Origin of the sequence: Corallococcus sp. NCSPR001, assembly GCF_017309135.1 — a bacterium.
GTDB lineage: Bacteria > Myxococcota > Myxococcia > Myxococcales > Myxococcaceae > Corallococcus.
Window position 1 is genome coordinate 6,151,883 of record NZ_JAFIMS010000002.1, and the last position, 20,389, is coordinate 6,172,271.

Genomic DNA, 20,389 nt, shown 5'->3' on the forward strand with positions numbered 1-20,389 from the left:
ACCTGCGGATGCTCGCTCGACGGAAGGAGCGTCGGTGCGGGCCTGGACGGTCCGCTCCGACGTGTCGCGTGCATGGACCTGGAAGAGTTGCGTGCCTTTGTCGGCGTCGCTGAGACGGGCTCGTTCCTGGCCGCGGCGGACATCCTGGGAGTGTCGAGGACGACGCTCAGGCGTCGCGTGGAGGCGCTGGAGGCTCGCGCGGGAGTGCCCCTGCTCAAGAGCACCCGGACGGGCGTGGTGTTGACGGAGGCAGGCGAGGTGCTCGCCCGTCGCGGCCGGCTGATGATGCAGGAGACGCGCGCCCTGGTGGCCTCACTGCGCGAGGTCGGGCAGGTCCCCGCGGGGCTCCTGCGCGTGGTGCTGCCGGTGGGCCTGCCGCCACACCTGCTGTCGCCGCTATTCGGCTTGCTGCGGAGCACCTATCCGCTCCTGCGGGTGCACGCGTGCTTCAGCGACCATCCGCTGGCGGAGCCGCTGGACAACGTGGACCTCGCGGTGCACTTCGGGGAGGACATGCCCCGGGGCCCCTGGATTTCCCAGGTGGTGCTGCGAGTCCGCGAGCGCCTCTGGGCAGCCGAGGCCTACCTGCGTGAGCGCGGTGCGCCCGACTCCGTGGAGGCCCTGCGGGGCCACGAGCTCTTCTCCTGGGAGGGCCCCGGGGGCGACGCATGCCTGTGGCCCCAGCTTCGAGGCCCCGCGTTCCAGGTGGAACCCGCCCTCATCTCCACGGACATCCATTTCATCCGGGCGTGCTGCCTCGCAGGGCAGGGCATCGGGTTGATTCCCAGCGTGGACCTGGCGGACCCGGGCGAGGCGGAGGGGGTCCTGGTCCCCGTGCTCGCGGACGTCGTGGGGCGTGAGCAGCCGCTGCGCGTGAGCGTCCCGGAGGCGCTCAGCGAGCTTCCGAAGATCCGGCAGGTGCTCGAACACATCCGGCGGATCATCGCGCCGCTGTGAGGCGCGCTCGTGGACCGAAGACGGTCATCGGGTGGCCACTTCTGGCCATCCGCGAGGGCAGGCGTCCACGCTACGCCATGAGGCGTTCTCGTCGTGCTGGAGCCCGCCATGCGAATTCCCCTGTCCCTGACCCTCGTCCTGACCCTCGGCGCGCTGTCCTCCCATGCCAAGGATCCCGCGCTCGGCGCGACGACCTTCACCGTCTACGAAGCCTTCCTCAGCCCCGCCCAGGAGCCCGGCGAGGAGTCCGAGACGCCCAAGCCCCTGCAGAAGAGCCTTGGGGCCACCGCGCCCTCGACGCCGAGGGAACAGCGGCCGTCCCGGGGCCATGGGGTGCTGCGCTTCTCCAAGGACCTGACCCGGGCCTACGTCGAGGTCGAGATGACCGGCGTCAATCCCGCCGACATCCTCATGTTCCACATCCACTGCGGCCCGCCGGGCGTGCTGGGTCCCGTGGTGGTGGATTTCGGCGAGTCGGGCAACCTGACGAAGACGCTCGCCAACGGACGCTGGTCGGTGGAGCTGACCAACGCGAACGTCACCTTCATCAAGGACATGAAGGGCATGAAGTCCGGCCTCCCGGAGAGCTGTCCGGCGGAGCTGGGCTTCCTGGCCCAGACGCGGACGCTGGCCGGGCTCGAGTCGCTCGCGCGCAAGGGCGTGCTCTATTTCAACCTGCACACCAAGGCCCATACCTATTACGGAGAGATGCGCGGGCAGCTCTACGCCGTCCAGCCCTGAGCGCCGCCCACGTCCGGCGGCACGAAGACTAGTCGTTCGCGGACGGCATGACGCCCAGGTACTCCAGCGGATCCGCTGGCTTGCCGTCCACGCGCACCTCGAAGTGCACGTGCGGGCCGGAGGTGCGGCCGGACTCGCCCACCGTGGCGATGACCTGCCCGCGCCGGACCTTCTGCCCCGTCTTCACGCGCAGGTCGCGGTTGTGCGCGTAGAGGGTGATCAACGGCGACGCGTGCTCCACGATGACGATGAGGCCGTAGCCCTTCTGCTCGCCCGCGTAGAGGACCGTGCCCTCCTGCGCCGTCTTGACGGGCGTGCCCGCGGGCGCCGCCAGGTCGATGCCGTCGTGCGGCTCCTTGCCCTTCTTGCCAAAGCGGCCGTACAGCACGCCCCGCAGCGGCCAGTCGAGCATCCCCTGCGTCGCGAGCCTCGGACGCGACGGCGCGCCCGGACGCCCCGACACCACGCGCGCGCGCGGCTCCTCGCGGCGCGCCACCGCCGGCACCGAGCGGCGCGGCGTGGACACCGGCGCCTGCCCCGGCTTGGAGAGCACCAGCTCCGGCTCCTCGTCGGACAGCGGCCCTGGGTCGCCGTACTTCGGCGGCTCGCTGCCTGGAATCAGCAGCTCCTTGCCCACCGCCAGCTCACGCGGATCCTTGATGCCGTTGGCCTGGGCCAGCTCCTCCACCGTGATGCCGTACGTCTTGGCGATGCGGTACATCGTCTCGCCCGCCGCCACGCGGTGGCGCACCGCCACCAGCTCCGGCTCCTCGTGCGAGGGCCTCAGCGCGAAGGACAGCGGCTTGCCGTTGCTCGTCGACTCGGGCCCCACGCCCGCCGTGTCCAGTTGGGAGGAGGAGGCGGCCTGGGTGCCCACGCAGCCGCTGAACAGCGCGGCCGCGAGCAACACCCAGAGCGCCCTGCCCGCTCGGCTGGAGCCGCCCGGCCCCAACCTCAGGCACCGCCGCCCGGACCGCGCCGCTGGAAGCCCTGCAGGTTCCACCCGGAGAGTTCGGGGATGCGACCGTGGTCGGTCATCTCGAAGTGCAGCGGCGTCACCGACACGCGCTTCTCGTCGATGACGGTGTTGCAGTCGCTGCCCGGGATGTCGTCGTGCGCGTACTCCGTGCCGCCAATCCAGTAGTACTTGCGGCCGCGCGGGTCCTCCTTCTCCACGACCTTGTTGCCGTAGGAGTGCCGCCCCTGCTTCGTGATGACGTAGCCGTCCGGCTCCACGCCCCCCGGGATGTTCACGTTGAGGAGCATCCGGGGCGGCAGGGGCCGCGACAGCGCCTCCGTCACCAGCGCCCGCGCGAAGCGGCCCGCCGGCCCGAAGTCGAACGGCCCCCGCGACACCAGACTGAACGCGATGGCCGGGATGCCCAGGAACGCGGCCTCCATGGCCGCCGCCACCGTCCCGGAGTACGTGACGTCGTCCGCCAGGTTCGCGCCGTGATTGATGCCGGAGACCATGAGCTGGGGACGATTGTCCTTCAGCAGGTGGTTCACCGCCAGATACGAGCAATCCGTGGGGGTGCCGTCCACGGCGAACCACCGCTCGCGCACCTCCTTGATGCGCAGCGGCCGGTGCAGGCTGATGGCATGGGAGGCGGCGCTCTGCTCGCGGTCAGGCGCCACCACCCACACCTCGCCCAGGGGACTCACCGCCTCCACCAACGTCTGCAGCCCTTCGGAGAAGTAGCCGTCGTCGTTGGAGACGAGGATGCGGGGGCGCGAAGTGCTCACGGTCACTGCTTCTTCGCGAGCGAGCGGAAGGCGGTGCGGCCCGCGTACCGCGCACCGGCGCCCAGCTCCTCTTCGATGCGCAGCAGCTGGTTGTACTTGGCCACGCGGTCCGAGCGCGACGCCGAGCCCGTCTTGATCTGCCCGCAGTCCAGCGCCACCGCCAGGTCCGCGATGGTGGTGTCCTCGGACTCGCCGGAGCGGTGGCTCATGATGGACGTCATGCCCGCCTTGTGCGCCATGCGCACCGCGTCGAACGTCTCCGTGAGCGAACCAATCTGGTTCACCTTCACCAGGATGGAGTTCGCCGTGCCCGTCTCGATGCCCCTGGACAGGCGCTCCACGTTGGTGACGAAGAGGTCGTCGCCCACCAGCTGCACCTTGTCACCCAGCGCGTCGGTGAGCTTCTTCCACCCCTCCCAGTCATCCTCCGCCATGCCGTCTTCAATGGAGATGATGGGGTACTTCTGGGTGAGGCCCCGGTAGTACTCCAGGAGGCCCTGCGAGTCGTACTCCTTGCCCTCGCCCTTGAGCTTGTACTTCTTGGAGCCCTTGTCGAAGAACTCGCTCGCGGCCACGTCCAGCGCCAGGAAGAGCTGCTCGCCCGCCTTGAAGCCCGCGGCGTCGATGGCCTCCATGATGAGCTTGAGCGCCTCCTCGTTGGCCGGCAGGTCCGGGGCGTAGCCGCCCTCGTCGCCCACGCCCGTGGCCAGCTTGCGGCCCTTGAGGATCTTCTTGAGCGCGTGGAACACCTCCGCGCCCCAGCGCAGGCCTTCGGCGAACGTCTTGGCGCCGGCGGGCACCACCATGAACTCCTGCACGTCCACGCGGGTGTCCGCGTGCGCGCCGCCGTTGAGGATGTTCATCAGCGGCACGGGCAGCGTGCGCGCCTGCAGGCCGCCCACGTAGCGGTACAGCGGCAGGCCGTGCGCGTCCGCCGCGGCGCGCGCGGTGGCCATGGAGACGGCGAGGATGGAGTTGGCGCCCAGCTTGGACTTGGTGGACGTGCCGTCCAGCTCAATCATCCGCTGGTCCACGGCCACCTGGTCCACGGCGTCCATGCCGATGAGCGCCGGCCCGATGGTGTCGCGCACGTGGTCCACGGCCTTCTTCACGCCCTTGCCCAGGTAGCGGCCCTTGTCGCCGTCACGCAGCTCGTGCGCCTCGTGCTCGCCGGTGGAGGCGCCGGAGGGCACCGTCGCGCGGCCACGCGAGCCGCCCACGAGGAGCACTTCGGCCTCCACGGTCGGGTTGCCACGGGAATCGAGCACTTCACGCGCCAGGATTTGAGCGATCTCGGTCATAGGGCGCCGGTTGTACGAAGCACGGGCGGAACGGGCAAGCACGCTCGCACTGGCTGCCTGCTACAGTGTCCAGCCGCCGAATGCCTCCTCCTCCCAAGCGTCGCGCCACGGGCCCCGACCCGCTCCCCGGGCAGCGCGCCCGGGGCGCCCTCCTGGGCCTCGCCATCGGCAATGCCCTGGCCGTCCCCACCGCGGGGAGGCCCTTCTACGCACCGGCCTTCCCCCAGCTCGCCGAGGGGCCGTACCAGGGCATGCACGGGGGCGGTCCGCACGACCTGCGCAAGGGACAGGTGACGGAGCCCACCCAGCTCGCGGTGGCGCTGGCCCTCAGCCTGCGGGACATGAAGCGCTACGACGCGGGGGACGCCCTCAAGCGCTACCGGGCCTGGCAGTCGCACGCCTTCGCCGTCAGCGAGCCCATGAAGGAGCTGTTCCAGGAGTGCGACGCGAGCCTCCCGCCCGTGGTGAAGGACTCCGGCAAGCGCGTGTGGCAGAAGAACCTCCGGCGGATGGCCCCCGCGGGCGCCCTGCCGCGCGTGGTGCCCCTGGGCGTGCACCTGGCGAGGGACGCCTTCGCCCTGGCGAAGGCGTCGCTGGAGGACACCGCCCTCACCCACTTCGACCCGCGCAGCCAGCTGGCCGGCGCCGGGCTGTGCGCCGCCATCGCCAAGGCGGTGACGGGCGGACCGAACCTGAAGGCCGCGGACCTGCTGCCCGCCGCGGAGGTGGGCATCTCCCTGGCCGCCGCCGCCTTGGGGAAGCAGGAGAAGGACTACGTCCAGGAGGTGGCCTTCGCCGCGAAGCTCCTGCGCGAGGACCTGACCCTGGCGGCCCAGGACGACCCGCAGCTCTACGGCCCGGAGCTGCACATGCACCGGCCCGGCAATAACGCGGTGCGTGCAGCGTTCCGGCTGGCCTTCTGGGAGCTGCTGCACGTCCCCACCGCCGAAGCGGCGCTCCTGGACGTCGTCCACCGGGGCGGCGACACGGAGGTCCACGGCGCCGTCACCGGGGCGCTGGTGGGCGCCTTCCACGGCGAGGGCGCGCTGCCGGAGGAGTGGCGCCAGAAGGTCCTGCTGGCCCTCCAGCCCTACAACCCCCTCCAGAAGGGAACGGTGCTGTGGGAGGTGTACCACCCCCGGCACCTGCTGCTGCTGGCCCCGGGGTGAAGAGGCCCGCAAATGCGAAGCCCGCGGGGGTCGTCCGGGAAGGGACGGCCCGGCCGCGGGCTTGAGGACACGCCGTGGCTCCGGGGCCACGGGTGGGATGGGGTCATCAGCCGAGCAGGTCGATGACGACGACGCCTCGTGACGGCTTCTCTTCCTCGGTGTCCGTCCTCCGGTGGGGACGGTCATCGGGTGCAGGCAGTGGGAGCTCCACCACCGGCCGCTCGTAATCCTCGCGGCGGAGCCGCTCGCGGCGCTTGATTTCTTCAATGATGAACGCGTCGAGCATGGGTTCGGTTTCTCCCTCAGCCTACGTACCCCGATGTACGCCCGCCGTCCCGCCCCCTTACCACTTCCACATCTCTTTGATGCAAATTAAGAACCCCGGTTTCTTTGTAGGAACGGACCCCTGATTCCGCATGGCTGCTCGTCCAGCTCCCGACATCCGGGGCAGAGCCACCGTGCCACGGATGTCAGGGAAGCATCCGTGGACGTTCAAAATTCGCCTGATCCTAATGCGCCCGCCGCGCGCCGCAACACGACTCATTTCAGGTGGCCCCCCTCCCCCTGCGTGGCACGGCTCCAGCCGAAAAGGGCCCGCCCGCCCTCCTGCTCCCTTGCACGGCACGGACCGTACGGGATGACAGGCAGGCGGGCGGAGACCTGACGCGGAACGTCAGCGGTGACGAAGGCCGTCGACGAAAGGCGCCGACGCAGGCCGTCAGGCCGCTTCCGCGCGGCGCTTGAAGGCCTCCAGCATCTTGGGGAGCTGGGTCTCCGTCAGGGTGTTGATGATGGCCTTGGGGATGAGGGCGCCCAGGGCCATCTCCACGTTGTAGGTCGCGCGCGTCTTGCCTTCGCCCTCGGGCTCCAGCGTCCAGCTGCCCTTGTTGTCCTTCATCACCTCGCCCTCGACGAAGGTCCAGGACATGCGCTTGGGGCGCTCCTCGGTGACGCGGATGGTGTACTTGATGCGCTTCACCACATCGACCTCGTAGTGCACCTGGACGGTGTTCCCCTGGCGCTGGGAGGTGGAGACCTTCTTCACCTCCGGGAGGAACTCCGCGTAGCGGTCGTAGTTCGTGATGATGTCGAAGACCTTCTCGACGGGAGCGTTGATGGTGATGGTGCGCGTGGCGCCGGCCATGGCGGTGTCTCCGGTGGAGTGAGGGACGAGGCTGACGGACAGCTTACGGCGCGTAGCCCGGCTTCTTGTCGAACTTGTGGACGGACTGGATGAAGCGGACGGTGCCCGTCTTGCTGCGCATGACGACGGAGTGCGTCTCACAGCCGCCGCCGAAGAAGCGCACGCCCTTGAGGAAGTCGCCGCTCGTCACGCCCGTGGCCGCGAACATCACCTCGCCGCGGGCCAGCTCCTCCGCGGCGTAGATCTTGTGGATGTCGGTGATGCCCATCTTCTTGGCGCGCTCGATTTCGCCCTGGTTGCGAGGCACCAGCCGCCCCTGCATGTCACCACCGGTGGCGCGAATGGCGGCCGCGGCGATGACGCCTTCGGGCGCGCCGCCGATGCCCATGAGCACGTCCACGCCGGAGCCCTCGAAGCAGGTGGCGATGGCGCCCGCCACGTCACCGTCCTCGATGAGGCGCACGCGCGCGCCCGCGGCGCGGACCTCCTTGATGAGGTCGGCGTGGCGCTCGCGGTCCAAAATCATGACCGTGAGGTCCTCCACGTAGAGCTTCATGCGCTCCGCGATGGAGCGCAGGTTCTCCGTGGGGGACTTCGTCAGGTCGATGGCGCCCCTGGCGCGCGGGCCCACGGCGATCTTCTCCATGTACGTGTCGGGCGCGTTGAGCAGGCCGCCGTGGCTGGACATGGCCACGACGGAGATGGAGCCCGGGCGGCCGTAGGCGCACAGGTTGGTGCCCTCCAGCGGGTCCAGGGCGATGTCCACCTCGGGGGCGCCAGCGGCGCGGGCGCCCACGCGCTCACCGATGTAGAGCATGGGCGCCTCGTCGCGCTCGCCCTCACCGATGACGACCGTGCCGTCGATGTTCAGCGCGTCGAAGGCGCGGCGCATCGCGTCCACGGCGGCCTGGTCGGACTCGTCCTTGTTGCCGCGGCCCATGAGCCGGGCGGAGGCGATGGCCGCCATCTCGGTGACGCGCACGACCTCCATTGCCAGGTTGCGATCCATTGTCGGGTGCTCCTCGTTCGGGAATTCGGGAAGGGAAAAAGTCAGATGTCGGAGTCGTCCGCGGACTTCAGGCGGGCGATGGCTTCGGGCAGCCGCTGCGGTTTGCCGTCGCGCCCCACGCAGGCGTGCAGGGTGCGGCCGGTGCACAGGAGCGTGGGGGAGTCACCGTCGCGCAGCAGCTGGTAGGTGAACACGAGTGACGCGCGGCGCAACTCTCCCAGGGTGGTGCGGATGAGGAGCATGTCGTCGTAGCGCGCGGACGCCTTGTAATGGGCGCTGGCCTCCACCACGGGCAGGAGCAGCCCGGTGCTCTCCAGTTCGCGGTAGCTGCCTCCGTGGGCGCGGAAGAACTCGCTGCGGGCGAACTCGAAGTAGCGGAAGTAGTTCGCGTAGTAGACGACCCCCATCTGATCCGTGTCGCCGTAGATGACGCGCAGCCGTGCCTCGACCATTGAGGCGCCCATATCAGGGCGGGGTGACGTGTCCAAGCGGTGGGCGCGCATGTTGGTTGCTTCTGTTCATCCGGCCGGAGAGGCTGCCGCACCATGTCGCGCCTGATTGCCGCCCTCCTCGTCCTGTTCGCCCTGCCCGCCTCCGCCAAGGCCCCGAAGCTCACGCTATTCATCAGCGTGGACGCCATGGGCAGCGACGTCCTGCTCAGAAACCGTCCGCGCCTCACGGGGGGCCTGGGCCGGCTGCTCTCCACGGGCGCGTACTACCCCTACGCCCGGTACGCCTACGCGGAGGCCCGGACGGCGCCGGGGCACGCGACGCTGGCCACGGGCGCGAACCCCTGGCGCCACGGCATCGTGGACAACGACATCTACGACCGCGCGGCCGGGCAGGCGGTCCAGGTCTACACGGACCCGACGCACCCGGTGCTGAACGGGGAGACGCCCGCGGGGTCGGACACCAGCCCGGTGAACCTGATGGCGGAGACGCTGGCGGACCGGCTGCGCGTGTCCACGCAGGGCCGGGGCAAGGTGGTGGCGCTGTCGTACAAGTCGCGGGCGGCCATCCCGCTGGCCGGGCGCCAGGGCCAGGCCTGGTGGTTCGACGAGGCGACGGGGCGGATGGTGACGAGCACCTGGTACGCGAAGGCGGAGCCCGCGTGGATGCAGGCGTTCAACGCGCGCAAGCTGCCGGACGCGGCGTTCAGCAAGACGTGGGAGCTCTTGCGTCCGCGCGCCGAGTACATCGGCGAGGACGACCGCCCCATGGAGCCGGAGGCCTACGGCATGGGGCGCGTCTTTCCCCATGCGCTGAAGGGCGGGCAGCAGGCCCCCGGGCCGGCGTCGTACCGGGCGTTCGCGGTGTCGGGGTACTCGCATGACCTGCTGGTGCAGGCGGCGAAGGCGGCGCTGGAGGGCGAGGGCCTGGGCAAGGACGACGTGCCGGACATCCTCGCGGTGAGCTTCAGCGGCACGGACGCGGTGTTCCACGCGTTCGGGCCGTACTCGTGGGAGATGCAGGACACGATGCTGCGGCTGGACGTGGCGATGGGAGAGCTCATCGCCGCGGCCGAGCGCGCGGCGGGGGGCAAGGCGAACCTGGTCATCGCGCTGTCGGCGGACCACGGCGGCGCGGAGATCCCGGAGGCGTGGGCGCAGGCGGGCGTGCCGGCGGCGCGGCTCAACCCGGTGGAGGCGGCGAAGGGGCTGGCGCAGGAGCTGAAGGCGAAGTTCAACGTGGACGTCACGGTGAAGCTGCTGGAGCTGGACGTGTACCTGGGCGGCAAGGCGCTGGAGTCCGGCCAGGTGGACGCGGTGGCGGTGCGGCGCGCGGCGGCGGCGTGGCTGGCGAAGCAGCCCTATGCCGTGTGGGCGGTGGCCAAGGACGACCTGGACACGGCACCGGATGAGGGCGGGCTCATGGCGGCGATGCGCCGTGGCTACTACCCGGTGCGCAGCGGTGACGTGCTGTTCATGGCGAAGCCGTTCCAGGTCGTCAGCGACTACCCGCGCGGCACGAACCACGGCACGCCGTACTCGTATGACACGCAGGTGCCCGTGGTGTTCGCTGGCAAGGGCGTGAAGCCGGGGCTGTACCTGGAGGAGATCAACCCCGTGGACGTGGCCCCGACCCTGTCCGCGCTGCTGGAGATGGGGATGCCCGCGTCGGCGGAGGGCAAGCCTCGCGTGGAGGCGCTCACCGGCGCGCGGTGAGCCCCCTCACCGCGAATGAAGCCCTGCCTCCGCGCTAGGCGGAGCGGGGCTTGCGCGCGGGCTTCTTCGTCGTCGCGATCTCCAGCGACAGGTCCATGGCCCGCGCCGAATGCGTCAGCGCGCCCATCGACACGAAGTCCACGCCCAGCTTCGCCAGCCGGGGCAGCCGGTCCAGCGTGACGCCGCCCGAGACTTCGATGGGCACGCGGCTTGCCGTCAGCTTCACCGCTTCGCGGATCTGCGCGTCGTCCATGTTGTCCAACATGATGACGTCCGCGCCCGCGGCGATGGCCTCCTCCAGCTGCTTGAAGTTGGTGACCTCCACCTCAATCTTCACCAACCGGGGACCGTTCAGCTTCGCGCGGCGCACCGCTTCGGTGATGTCACCACCTACGGCCGCGATGTGATTGTCCTTGATGAGGATGCCGTCGAAGAGGCCGAAGCGGTGGTTGGACGCGCCGCCCATGCGCACTGCGTGCTTCGCGAGGCCCCGCATACCCGGCGGCGTCTTGCGCGTGTCCAGCACCCGCAGCTTCGAGCCCCGCACGGAGGTCATCGCCTGCTGGGCCAACGTCGCGATGCCGGCGGCGCGCTGCACCAGGTTGAGCGCCGTGCGCTCCGCAGCCAGCAGCGAGCGCAGCTTGCCGTGGACGCGCGCGGCGACCACCTTCGGTTTGATCTCCTCGCCGTCGCGCTTGAGGACCTCCACCTCCACCTCCGCGTCCACCATGTGGAAGACGCGGACGAAGGCGTCCAGGCCGGCGACGATCATCTGCTCCTTCGCGACCAGCTCACCGCTGCCCTCCGCCTCGGCGGGGACCACCGCCAGCGAGGTGACGTCCCCCGCCGCACCCAGGTCCTCGTCGAGGGACAGCGCGATGAGCCGATCGAGATAATCCTGCTGCACTTCCGCCTCCTACCGGCGCGCCTTGCGCGCCGGCTTGCCCCGAGTGGTCTTCTTCGCCGCGGCCTTCTTCGCGGCCGTCTTCTTGCCCGCCGCCTTCTTCGCGGAAGCCTTCTTCGCCGGGGCCTTCTTCACCGCCGCCTTCTTCGCGGCCGTCTTCTTGCCCGCCGCCTTCTTCGCGGAGGCCTTCTTCGCCGGAGCCTTCTTCGCGGCCGTCTTCTTGCCCGCCGCCTTCTTCGCGGAGGCCTTCTTCGCCGGGGCCTTCTTGCCCACCGCCTTCGTCGCGGCGGCCTTCTTCGCGGCCGTCTTCTTGCCCGCCGCCTTCTTCGCGGAGGCCTTCTTCACCGGCGCAGCCGAACCCTCCGGCGCCTCGCGGGTGTCGCCGCCCTCCTTGGCCCGGTCGAACTCGCGCATCGCGTCGTCCACGAGCCCCATGCTCATGTACGCGACGCCCAGGTCGTGGTGGTCCGCCGCGGACAGCCCTTCCTTGGTGCCCTCGCGCAGCTTGTTGAGGGCCTCCTCCACCACCGGATCCGCGGCCTGGGGCGCCTGCGAGGCCTCCTCGGCTTCAATCTCGCCCTTCAGCTCCTGCCCCAGGTTCACCTCTTCGTCCTTCGGCGCCCGCGGCTCGGCGGCCACCTTCACCTGGGCTGTCTCGGGCGCGGGGGACTCGGACGCTTCAGGGGCTTCGGACTCGGTGCTGCCCGGTAACGGTGACGGCGTCTCGGACATGGGGGGCTCCGGGGCGATGCGCTGGAGGTGATCCTGCAGCTTGACCGTGCGCTCCTGGAGCTCCGTCACCCGGGCCTTGTCCTTCTCCACCACGTCCGGCGGAGCACGGGCCACGAAGTTCGGGTTGTCCAGCTTGCGCTGCAAACTGGCGAGCTCCTGCTCGGCGCGGGCGATCTCCTTCTTCAGGCGGTCGCGCTCCGCGTCCAGGTCCACCAGGCCCGCCAGGGGCACGTAGATCTCCAGGTTGCCGCTCACGAACGCCGCCGCCTGCGGAGGCTTGGCGCCCGGGGGGCCCACCACCACCTCGGACAGGCCCGCGAGCGGCATCAGGTACGCGCGCCAGCGCTCCAGAAGCTCGCGCGTCGTCGCGTCCGGGCTCTGCACCACCGCCTTCACCTTGGCGGACGGCGGCAGGTTGCTCTCACCGCGCAGCGTGCGCAGGCCCTCGATGGCCGCGATGACCGGCGCCATCTCGCCTTCCGCGGCCGCGTCCACCCACGCCGACTCCGGCTCCGGGTACGCCGCGATGCAGATGCTCTCCGTGGGCCGGGACATCGGTAGCTTCTGCCAGATCTCCTCGGTGATGAACGGCATGAACGGGTGCATCAGCCGCAGGATGCGGTCCAGGCACGTCACCAGCACCGCGCGCGTGGTGTCCTTGGCCTCCGCGTCCTCGCCGTACAGCGAGCCCTTCGCCAGCTCGATGTACCAGTCGCAGAACTCCGCCCACAGGAACTGGTACAGCGTGGACGCGGCCTCCGCGAAGCCGAACGCCTCCAGCGACGCGCGCGTCTCCTGGGTCGCCTTCTGCAGCCGGGAGAGGATCCATCGGTCCGCCAGCGTCAGCTCGCGGCCCTCCAGCGGCGTCTTGTCCAGGCTGAAGTCGCCCATGTTCATCAGGGCGAAGCGGCTGGCGTTCCACAGCTTGTTGCAGAACGCCTTGTAGCCACCCAGGCGATCCATCGACAGTTTGATGTCACGGCCCTGCTGCGTGAGCGACGCCAGCGTGAAGCGCAGCGCGTCCGCGCCGTGGGCGGGCATGCCCTGCGGGAAGCGGTTGCGCAGGGACGGCTGCAGCGACTCCGCCTTCGCGCCGAGGATGACGTCCAGGGGATCGATGACGTTCCCCTTCGTCTTGGACATCTTCTCGCCCTTCTCGTCGCGCACCATCGCGTGCAGGTACACGGTGCGGAAGGGCACATCGCCCATGAAGTGCAGGCCCATCATCATCATCCGGGCGACCCAGAAGAAGATGATGTCGTGGCCCGTCTCCATCACGGACGTCGGGTAGAAGGTCTGGAGATCCGCCGTCTGCTTCGGCCAGCCCAGCGTGGAGAACGGCCACAGCGCGGACGAGAACCAGGTGTCCAGCACGTCCGGATCCTGCGTCAGCTCCTTGCCGCCGCACTTCGGGCAGGACTCTGGCGGCGTGCGCGACACGATGACGTCCGCCGTGTCCTTGGAGCGCTCCTCCGCCGGGGTGCACGCGCCGCAGTACCACGCGGGGATCTGGTGGCCCCACCACAGCTGGCGGCTCACGCACCAGTCGTGGATGTTGTTCATCCAGTGGAAGTACGTGTTCGTCCACGACTCCGGGACGAACTTCGTGCGGCCCTCCTCCACGGCCTGGATGGCCGGCTTCGCCAGCGGTTCAATCTTGATGAACCACTGCGGAGACAGGCGCGGCTCCACCACCGTGGCGCAGCGCTGGCAGGTGCCCACGTTGAGCTTGTGCGGCTCCTCCTTCTCCAGGAGGCCCAGCTCCGTCAGGTCCGCGAGCACCTGCTTGCGCGCCTCCGCGCGATCCAGGCCCGCGTACTTGCCGGTGTCCTTCGTCATGCGCGCCGCTTCGTCCAGGATGGACAGCATCGGCAGCTTGTGGCGCAGGCCCGTCTGGTAGTCGTTGAAGTCGTGCGCGGGCGTGACCTTCACCACGCCGGTGCCGAACTCCATGTTCACCAGCTCCCCGTCCGCGATGATGGGGATCTCGCGGTCGGTGAGCGGCAGGGACACGCTGCGGCCCACGAGGCCCAGGTAGCGCGGGTCATCCGGGTGCACGGCGACGGCCGTGTCGCCCAGCAGCGTCTCCGGGCGCGTCGTCGCCACGGTGAGCGAGCGGTCGCTGTCCTTCACCGGGTAGCGGATGTGCCAGAGCGAGCCGTTCTTCTCCTCGTGCTCCACTTCCAGGTCGGAGAGGGCCGTGCGGCAGGACGGGCACCAGTTGATGAGCTTCTGGGCCCGGTACATCAGGCCCTCTTCGTACAGCCGGACGAAGACCTCGCGCACCGCGGCCGAGGACTGCTCGTCCATGGTGAAGCGCTCGCGGCTCCAGTCCAGGGACGCGCCCAGGTAGCGGTGCTGCTCGCCGATGCGCGCGCCGAACTTGCCCTTCCACGTCCAGACGCGCTCGAGGAACGCCTCGCGGCCCAGGTCGTGGCGGCTCTTGCCTTCCGTCTTCTTGAGCTCCTTCTCCACGACCATCTGCGTGGCGATGCCCGCGTGGTCCGTGCCGGGCAGCCAGAGCGCGTTGAAGCCGCTCATCCGCTTCCAGCGCGTGAGGATGTCCTGGATGGTCGCGGTGAGCGCGTGGCCGATGTGCAGGCTGCCCGTCACGTTGGGCGGCGGCAGCACGATGCTGAACGGCGGCTTGGAGGAAGGGGCTTCGGCGCGGAAGTAGTCACGCTCCAGCCAGTGGTTGTACCACCGCGCCTCCACTTCGGAGGGCTCGTAGGCCTTGGACAGTTCAGTCGTGTCAGTCATTGCAAGCGGCCGGCCCCCGACGGGGCCGGCGGGGAATCAGAGGGAACTGCGAATCAATGCTGGGTCTCGCGGTCCTTGATGAGCCGCTCCAGCTCCTCCCGGATGATGGTCTCCGCCAGCTGCGGTACGACCTCCCAGGCGATCTTCTCGATGACCTCGCGGGACGCCTTCGACAGCGCCTCGCGAAGCAGGGCCTCGCCGCCATCCGCGGCCGGACGGGCGCGCGCGGGCGTGGCGGCGGGCGCCGGAGGGCCACCGATGTCCAGGGAGATCTCCTCCGCGCCGCTGGGCTCGGGCAGCGAGTCCTCGATGCGGATGCTCTCCGTGCGCGCCTGAGCGGCGGGCGCGGCCGGAGCGCCCAGCCCGAACGGATCCCGGGCACGGGCGGCCGGAGGCACCGCCGCGGGCGGAGGCGCGGACGGCAGCGGCGCGGCGCCCGGAGGACGCGGGAAGCCGCCCGGGATGTTCGGGGCGCCAGGGCCCGGAGGACGCGCGGCCATGCCCGGAGGCGGCGCACCCGGAGGACGCGCGCCAGGAGGAACAGCGCCCGGCGGAGGACGCGCACCCGGAGGCATGGCGCCCGGAGGCGGCGCACCCGGAGGACGCGCGCCCATGCCCGGAGGCGGCGCACCCGGCGGAGGACGCGCACCCGGCGGCATGGCGCCCGGAGGCGGCGCACCCGGAGGACGCGCGCCAGGAGGAACAGCGCCCGGCAGCGGACGCGCGGCGCCCGGCGGCGGCGGCACACCCGCGCCCGGAGGACGCGCGCCCGGCGGCGGCATACCCGCGCCCGGAGGACGCGCACCCGGAGGAACAGCGCCCGGAGGCGGCGCACCCGCGGGACGCGCTCCCGGAGGCGCGGCGGCGGCGGGCGGCGCACCGGCCGGAGCCACCGGGGCGGCGGTCTGCGGCAGCACGCGCGTCGCGGCGGACGCGGGCATGGTGTTGGACTTCTGGCCCACCAGGGCCTTCACCTTGTCGAGGAGGATCTGGCTCTCGAAGGGCTTGGTGATGTGGTCATCCGCCCGGGCGGCCTTCGCGCGGTTCTCGTCGAACGCCTCGAAGGTGCCGGCCAGCAGCAGCACCGGGATGGCCTGCGTGGAGGGGTCGCTCTTGAGCGCCTCGCAGACCTCGTAGCCGCTCTTGCCCGGCATCATCACGTCGGCGAGCACCACGTCCGGACGCAGCTCGCGCGTGCGGGAGATGGCGTCCAGCCCGTTGTCCACCGCGGTCACCTGGAAGTCTTCCGTCGCGAAGATCATCCCGATCACCTTGCGGATGGTGAGCGAGTCGTCGGCGATCAGCAGATTCTTGGGCATCGGCTCCGGCCTCGGGGGGCGCATACCCCCCTGAATTCGTTTGAGATTTCGGGCGAGCAAGCCTGCCTGCACGCCCTGTGTCAATCGGAGAAGCTTAGGATTCGCGCTTTGGGCCGATCAAGAAAACATGCGCTGCAGGTCCAGTAACATCACCGGATCCGGCAGCCCCGGCGCCCGGAATGTTCCGGGAAGCTCGGCCGGCTTGAACTTCTGCAGCACACCGAGCACCCGGGTGGCTGCCAGCCCCACGTTCCGGCCCGCCAGCTCCGTGAGGACGAACAGCTCCTCCACCCGGGCCGGCGCGCCCAGCAGCGCTGGAATCGAACAGATGGGCCAGAGCGCCTGCGCGTGCGGATAGACGCCCGCCACCGGCCCGCTCTGCACCGGGAGCACGCTGAACGCCTCGCCCCGGGGCACCACCTGGGACACGCAAGCGAGCGGGACGCCGAACAGCACCCCCTGGGACTCCAGCACCAGCGCCCGCTCCGGGGGCTCGTCCGCCCAGTGCACGGGCCGGGGCTCCGGCGGGGCCGCGCGCGGGCCTGCCCGGTGCGGCAGCGCCTCCACGATGAGCTCCAGGTACAGCCGGTCCTTGTGCAGCACCGCGCCCCGGCTCAGCGGCGCCAGCGAGTCCGCCAGGCCCGGCGGCAGCAAGAAGAACGGATCCCTCGCGACATCCGCGACCTCCACCACGGCGCGCACCCGCACCGCGAGCGTGGGGCTGACGTCCAGGACCACCACCATGCCCGGCACGTCCTCGGGCAGGCCGCCGAGCAGCGCGGCGAGGTCCTTCACTTCCAGTACGCCGCGCAGACTCGCGCCGCGAGCGCCCGGCATCGCGACCTCGATGACGGACGTGGCCTCCACCGCGTAGCGCGTCTCACCGGCCTCCACCAGCAGGCAGAGCCGCCGTCCGCTTTCAAAGGGCACGGCCGGGGACCCTAGCAGCCTTCCAGCGTTGGGTGCTAAGCCCTGAACAGTCATGGCGCGACTGCTCCTCGTCGACGACGAAAAGATCGCCCGCAACCTCTACGGCGACTACCTCACGGCCGCGGGACATCTCGTCACGGCGGTCCCCACCGTGGCGGACGCGAAGGCCGCCCTCTCCGCGGAGCGGTTCGACGCGGTGGTGACGGACCTCATCCTCCCCGGCGGCGACGGCATGGAGGTGCTGCGCCACGTGCGCGAGCGCTACCCCGGCGTGGAGGTGCTCGTCATCACCGGCCTGGACAAGGTGGCCCCCGCGGTGCGCGCCATCAAGAGCGGCGCGGCGGAGTACCTGGTCAAGCCCGTGGCGCCGGAGGCCCTGGAGCACGCGCTGCGCCGCGCGCTCACCACGCGAGACCTGATGCGTGAGAACGCGTCCCTGCGCCAGCACGTCGCGCTGCTGGAGGCAGGCCAGCGAATCGCCACCACGCTCGACCGCGAGCGGCTGTCCACGGCCGCCTCGGACGCGCTGGAGTCCATGGCCAACGCCTCCGCGGTGATGCTCCTGGAGCGCGACCCCAACGGCGCGGGCTTCCGCTCGCACGGCATGCGCGGGCTGCCGGTGGACCTGCACGAAGCGCTCGTCCCGCAGCTCATCGAGCGGCTCTCGGGCACGCGCACGCCCGTGGAGCTCGACGGGCTCCAGGTCCCCTGGCCGCGCACCCTCTCCTTCCCCGCCGTGGACGGAGAGCTGGTGCTGGGCCACGCGGTGCTCTTCCACGACAGCGCGCCCGCGGAGCACCACGCGGAGACCGTGGGCTTCCTCGTGCGCAACTGGGCGCTGGCCCTGCGCAACCTGGGCCGCTTCGCCGCCGTGGAGGACCTGGCCTACGTCGACGACCTCACCCGCCTGTTCAACACGCGCTACCTGCACCTGGTGCTGGACCGCGAGGTGAACGAGGCCCTGCAGACGGAGCGCCCCTTCTCCCTGCTGTTCCTGGACCTGGACCGCTTCAAGGCCATCAACGACACGCACGGGCACCTGGTGGGCTCGCGCGTGCTGGTGGAGGCCGCGCGCGTGCTCAAGGGCTGCGTGCGCGACCCGGACGTGGTGGCGCGCTTCGGCGGCGACGAGTACGTGGTGCTGCTGCGCGGCACGGACTCCGGCGGGGCCCTCAAGGTCGCCGAGCGCATCCGCCGCACCATGGAGACCCATCAGTTCCTGGGCCGCGAGGGGCTGGCGCTCAAGCTCACCACCTGCATCGGCGTGGCCAGCTTCCCGGAGCACGCACAGGACAAGGACCACCTGCTGGACCTGTCCGACCGGGCCATGTACCGGGGCAAGCGGGGCACCCGGAACGTCGTCTACATGGCGGCGCAGGACCTGGAAGCCACCCCGGCCGAGCGCCGCCAGAATCCCCCGCCCCCGCAGGGACAGGGCTGAAGAAGCCGGACGCGCGCGCTACTTGCGCAGGCTGCCCACGGTGAGCCGCTTGGGCAGCTCCACCTCGGCGGCCTCGCTGCCGCCGCCCTCGCTCACCGCCTCCACCTCTTCGTGGGAGGCGCCGGTGGTGATGAGGCGGTACTTCTGGGACGCCTCGCGGTCGTGCTGGGCCTGTTCCGGATCCAACCGCGCGATGAGCTGCCAGAAGAGGGCCGCGTGCTCGCGCTCCTCGTCCATGACGTGCCGCAGGATGGCCTTCGCCTCCTCGTTGTCCGTCGCGTCCAGGTGCGCGGCGTAGAGGTTGATGGCGTCCAGCTCCGCCTCGATGTTGAGCCGGATGGAGCGGGCCAGTTCGGAGTCCGTCAGCTTCCGGGGCACCAGCGAGTGGAACGGGTTCGTCTGCGGCATGAGGACCTCGGCGACCAGGGCCGGGCTGGAGGGCGTGCGCGAGCATCCGTTTGGTCGCGAGCGCGGTCAACCGAATCCCGCGGGGGGTGCGTTGCGCGTGAACACCTGCCTCCGCCATGCTCCCGAGCATGGAGACCCCCTCGCCGCTCGCGCAGCTGCTCCAGGCCCTGGACGCGGGGGACCTGGAGAAGGCACGGCTCGCGGCCGTGGCGCTGCAACGCGCCAACGCCCACACCCACCAGGTCGCCGCGGAGGTCCTCCACGAGCTGCGTCAGCCCCTGCTGGGCGCGAAGGCCTACGCCCAACTGCTGGCCGAGGAGGCAGGCTCCAGCGGCCCGCTGAAGCTGCTGCTCGCGCAGGTGGAGCGGATGGAGCAGATCGTCTCCGACTTCATCCGGCTGGCCAGCGAGCGGCCGGCCCCGCAGCAGCGGCTGTCCCTGGCCGCGCCCATCTGGGCGGCGGCGAAGGTGTTCAGCGTCAACCCGGACTCGGCCCGCATCTCCCTGGAGGTGGAGGCCCCCGAGGACCTCACCATCCAGGGCAACGCGCGGCTGATTGAGCAGCTCACGCTCAACCTGCTCAACAATGCTCGCGACGCCATGTCCGGCCGGGGCCGCGTGAAGGTGACGCTCGCGCGCGAAGGCGCCTCCGCGGCCCTCTACGTGTCCGACTGGGGACCGGGCATCCCGGACGAGCTCAAGACACGCATCTTCGAGCCCTACGTCTCCGCCAGCAAACGCGGCACGGGCCTGGGGCTCGCCGTCTGCCGGAGAATCGCGCAGGAGCACCAGGCGCAGATTGCGTTGGTGCCGCCCACGACGCTGCGCGAAGTGCCGCCCCCGGCCACGGTGTTCCGCGTGCTCTTCCCTCCCACGGACGCGCCGCGCCCGCCGCGCAAGCGCCTGCTGGTGGTGGACGACGAGGGCATCATCCGGATGGTCTTCAAGGACCTGATGGACAAGGAGTGCGAGGTCATTGAAGCGGCCACCGGCGAGGCCGCGCTCGAAATCCTCCGCTCGTCCCGAGTGGACCTCATCGTCACGGACAAGAACCTGCCCGGCATCTCCGGCCTGGAGCTGGCCCAGCACGCGCGGAAGCTGGACCCCGCGTCGCGCGTCATCCTGATGACGGGCTACCCCTCGCTGGTGACGACGCAGCAGGCGCTGCAACTGGGCGTGGTGGACTACCTGCTCAAGCCCTTCGACGACATCCGCCAGGTGCGCGCGCTCTTGCGGCAGGCGCTGTACACGCCGGCCGCGCCGCCCGTCCCCGCCCCCAGCGCCGCTGTGCGCCGGGTGGACGTGCTGGAGGACAACCCGGCCACCGCGCGGCTGATTTCAGAGGCGCTGACGCTCCTGGGCCTGGAGGCGCGCGTCGTCGCGGGCGCGGAGGTGGCCACGATGGAGCCGCCCGTGGGCGTGGTGGTGTCGTGGGACTTCGCGCCGGCCTACGGCAAGAAGGCGCTGGAGCTGGCCCGGGCCCTGAGCCAGGGCGCGCCCTTCGTCGTGCTGGCCGAGCACCTCACCATGGACACGGCGCTGGCGTCCCTGCGCGCCGGGGCCGCCGCGTGCCTGCCCAAGCTGCTCTCCGACACCTCGGCGCTCAGCCGCGAGCTGGGACTGGCCTTCAAGAAGACCGCTTCCTGAAAAAGACTCCAGCCCCG

The 20,389-nt window shown here is 70.6% G+C and carries 18 protein-coding genes; 6 read left to right on the top strand and 12 right to left on the bottom strand.

Annotated features, from left to right (window positions below; translation table 11 throughout):
- Positions 1-72: 72 nt before the first annotated feature.
- Together JYJ93_RS26530 and JYJ93_RS26535 are read left to right on the top strand one after the other, a co-directional pair.
- Positions 73-957, top strand: a complete 885-nt coding sequence (locus JYJ93_RS26530) for a LysR family transcriptional regulator (RefSeq protein WP_206796285.1) — start codon at positions 73-75, stop codon at positions 955-957.
- 108 nt (positions 958-1,065) lie between these two features.
- Complete coding sequence (locus JYJ93_RS26535) at positions 1,066-1,698, top strand: CHRD domain-containing protein (RefSeq protein ID WP_206796286.1); 633 nt, start codon at positions 1,066-1,068, stop codon at positions 1,696-1,698.
- A 28-nt stretch (positions 1,699-1,726) separates the two neighbouring features.
- Here the strand turns inward: JYJ93_RS26535 and JYJ93_RS26540 are convergent, their stop codons facing one another.
- Genes JYJ93_RS26540 through eno form a run of 3 tightly spaced genes read right to left on the bottom strand, consistent with a single transcriptional unit; the run spans position 1,727 to position 4,745 of the window.
- Positions 1,727-2,608: a M23 family metallopeptidase gene (locus JYJ93_RS26540; RefSeq protein WP_269012393.1), complete on the bottom strand. Its 882-nt coding sequence runs from the start codon at positions 2,606-2,608 to the stop codon at positions 1,727-1,729.
- Positions 2,609-2,652: 44 nt separating this feature from the next.
- Positions 2,653-3,444 (bottom strand): 5'/3'-nucleotidase SurE, encoded by a 792-nt coding sequence (surE, locus tag JYJ93_RS26545; protein ID WP_206796290.1) that lies wholly within the window; start codon positions 3,442-3,444, stop codon positions 2,653-2,655.
- A 2-nt stretch (positions 3,445-3,446) separates the two neighbouring features.
- Positions 3,447-4,745, bottom strand: a complete 1,299-nt coding sequence (gene eno / locus JYJ93_RS26550) for a phosphopyruvate hydratase (RefSeq protein ID WP_206796292.1) — start codon at positions 4,743-4,745, stop codon at positions 3,447-3,449.
- A gap of 80 nt (positions 4,746-4,825) precedes the next feature.
- Here eno and JYJ93_RS26555 point away from each other — a divergent pair, with 80 nt between their 5' ends.
- Complete coding sequence (locus JYJ93_RS26555; protein ID WP_206796294.1) at positions 4,826-5,914, top strand: ADP-ribosylglycohydrolase family protein; 1,089 nt, start codon at positions 4,826-4,828, stop codon at positions 5,912-5,914.
- Between the two features lie 106 nt (positions 5,915-6,020).
- Here JYJ93_RS26555 and JYJ93_RS26560 read toward each other — a convergent pair whose 3' ends face one another.
- The 4 genes from JYJ93_RS26560 to JYJ93_RS26575 form a co-directional block, all read right to left on the bottom strand.
- Positions 6,021-6,200, bottom strand: a complete 180-nt coding sequence (locus JYJ93_RS26560) for a hypothetical protein (protein ID WP_043321424.1) — start codon at positions 6,198-6,200, stop codon at positions 6,021-6,023.
- A gap of 432 nt (positions 6,201-6,632) precedes the next feature.
- Positions 6,633-7,058: an SRPBCC family protein gene (locus JYJ93_RS26565; protein WP_206796296.1), complete on the bottom strand. Its 426-nt coding sequence runs from the start codon at positions 7,056-7,058 to the stop codon at positions 6,633-6,635.
- A 43-nt stretch (positions 7,059-7,101) separates the two neighbouring features.
- Complete coding sequence (gene glpX, locus JYJ93_RS26570) at positions 7,102-8,067, bottom strand: class II fructose-bisphosphatase (RefSeq protein ID WP_206796307.1); 966 nt, start codon at positions 8,065-8,067, stop codon at positions 7,102-7,104.
- Between the two features lie 41 nt (positions 8,068-8,108).
- Positions 8,109-8,519, bottom strand: coding sequence for a thioesterase family protein (locus JYJ93_RS26575; RefSeq protein ID WP_206796309.1), 411 nt, complete (start codon positions 8,517-8,519; stop codon positions 8,109-8,111).
- Positions 8,520-8,612: 93 nt separating this feature from the next.
- Between JYJ93_RS26575 and JYJ93_RS26580 the strand changes: the two genes are divergently transcribed.
- Positions 8,613-10,232: an alkaline phosphatase family protein gene (locus tag JYJ93_RS26580; protein ID WP_206796311.1), complete on the top strand. Its 1,620-nt coding sequence runs from the start codon at positions 8,613-8,615 to the stop codon at positions 10,230-10,232.
- Positions 10,233-10,266: 34 nt separating this feature from the next.
- On the opposite strand, the gene nadC is transcribed toward JYJ93_RS26580, so the two are convergent.
- From nadC to JYJ93_RS26600, 4 genes are all read right to left on the bottom strand, one after another.
- Positions 10,267-11,139 (bottom strand): carboxylating nicotinate-nucleotide diphosphorylase, encoded by an 873-nt coding sequence (nadC, locus tag JYJ93_RS26585; protein ID WP_206796313.1) that lies wholly within the window; start codon positions 11,137-11,139, stop codon positions 10,267-10,269.
- A gap of 9 nt (positions 11,140-11,148) precedes the next feature.
- Positions 11,149-14,628 (bottom strand): valine--tRNA ligase, encoded by a 3,480-nt coding sequence (locus JYJ93_RS26590; protein WP_206796315.1) that lies wholly within the window; start codon positions 14,626-14,628, stop codon positions 11,149-11,151.
- A 53-nt stretch (positions 14,629-14,681) separates the two neighbouring features.
- A complete protein-coding gene (locus JYJ93_RS26595) occupies positions 14,682-15,947 on the bottom strand; it encodes a response regulator (RefSeq protein ID WP_206796317.1) in 1,266 nt (421 codons plus the stop codon).
- Between the two features lie 117 nt (positions 15,948-16,064).
- Entirely contained in the window at positions 16,065-16,877 is an 813-nt protein-coding gene (locus JYJ93_RS26600; RefSeq protein WP_269012392.1) for a chemotaxis protein CheW, read from the bottom strand.
- 52 nt (positions 16,878-16,929) lie between these two features.
- On the opposite strand from JYJ93_RS26600, the gene JYJ93_RS26605 reads away from it, so the two are divergent.
- On the top strand, positions 16,930-18,318 hold the full coding sequence (locus JYJ93_RS26605) for a diguanylate cyclase (protein WP_206796328.1): 1,389 nt from the start codon (positions 16,930-16,932) through the stop codon (positions 18,316-18,318).
- Between the two features lie 18 nt (positions 18,319-18,336).
- On the opposite strand, the gene JYJ93_RS26610 is transcribed toward JYJ93_RS26605, so the two are convergent.
- Positions 18,337-18,726, bottom strand: a complete 390-nt coding sequence (locus JYJ93_RS26610) for a demethoxyubiquinone hydroxylase family protein (RefSeq protein ID WP_120587325.1) — start codon at positions 18,724-18,726, stop codon at positions 18,337-18,339.
- A 128-nt stretch (positions 18,727-18,854) separates the two neighbouring features.
- Between JYJ93_RS26610 and sinK the strand changes: the two genes are divergently transcribed.
- Positions 18,855-20,372 (top strand): hybrid histidine protein kinase/response regulator SinK, encoded by a 1,518-nt coding sequence (sinK, locus tag JYJ93_RS26615; protein ID WP_206796337.1) that lies wholly within the window; start codon positions 18,855-18,857, stop codon positions 20,370-20,372.
- The last annotated feature ends 17 nt before the right edge of the window (positions 20,373-20,389 follow it).